This window comes from Aliiroseovarius sp. PTFE2010 (genome assembly GCF_049943335.1).
In the GTDB taxonomy this organism is placed as follows: Bacteria; Pseudomonadota; Alphaproteobacteria; order Rhodobacterales; family Rhodobacteraceae; genus JBNFVY01.
In genome coordinates this window covers 1-1,101 of record NZ_JBNFVY010000036.1, presented here as the reverse complement: position 1 = coordinate 1,101, position 1,101 = coordinate 1, and the positions used below count along the sequence as shown (strand labels likewise).

At 58.1% G+C, this 1,101-nt stretch carries 1 protein-coding gene; it reads left to right on the top strand.

Annotated features, from left to right (window positions below; all coding sequences use genetic code 11):
* Window positions 1-1,026 (top strand): aldehyde dehydrogenase family protein (locus ACP2AV_RS15660; RefSeq protein ID WP_426373701.1); only part of this gene is annotated, 1,026 nt, incomplete at its 5' end.
* Window positions 1,027-1,101: the final 75 nt, after the last annotated feature.

The window sequence follows — 1,101 nt, the reverse complement described above, 5'->3', positions numbered from 1 at the left end:
TCGGCGATCGCGGCGGGCAACAGCGCCATCATCAAGCCATCCGAGATGACGCCGAATGCGGCCCAGGTCGTGATCGACATCGTGGAAGAGGCCTTTACGCCCGATCTGGTCAAGGTCATCGAAGGCGACGCCGCTGTTTCACAAGAGCTTCTGTCGCTGCCGTTCGATCACATCTTTTTCACCGGCAGCCCGGCAATCGGCAAGGTCGTGATGGAGGCCGCCGCGAAAAACCTGACATCGGTCACACTGGAACTTGGTGGCAAGTCGCCCACCATTGTTGGCCCGAACGCCAATATCAAGAAGGCCGCGCGCAACATCGTCTGGGGCAAGTTCGCAAACAACGGGCAGACCTGTATCGCCCCGGATCATGTCTATGTGCACCGCGATGTGTCGGGCGCGTTCAAGACCGCCGTCCAGGCCGAAATTGGCCGCGTCTATGGCAAGACGCCCGAGGCACAAAAAGCAACGCCCGACTATTGCCGGATCGTGAATGAGCGGCACTTTGACCGGGTGCGCAACCTGATTGAAGACGCCCGCACCAAAGGCGCCAGCATCCTTCAGGGCGGGCAAACCGATGCCAGCCAGAATTTCATCGCCCCGACGCTGATTTCCGAAGTCTCGGACGATATGCAAATCACCCAGGAAGAGCTGTTCGGGCCAATTCTGCCGATCATCGAATATGTCGATCTGGACAAGGTCATCGACAAGATCAACGCAAACCCCAAGCCGCTTGCCCTCTATATCTTCGACAAAAGCAAGAGTTTCGCGCATCAGATCATCACGCGCACCTCTTCGGGCGCGGTGGGCGTCAACCTGACCGTGGTGCATTTCCTGCATCCGAACCTGCCTTTTGGCGGCGTCAACAACTCGGGCATCGGGGCGGCGCATGGCGAATACGGCTTCAAGGCCTTTTCCCATGAAAAAGCCGTGCTCGAGGAAAAGCATTCGATCACGCACATGCTTTTCCCGCCTTACACGGGCTTTGTGCGCCGCCTCATCAACATCGTGGTTCGGGTGCTCGGCTAACGCCGCTGCGAACCAATAGGGAGAGAAGAAATGTACGACTATATCATCGTTGGGGCCGGATCCGCCGGTTGCGTT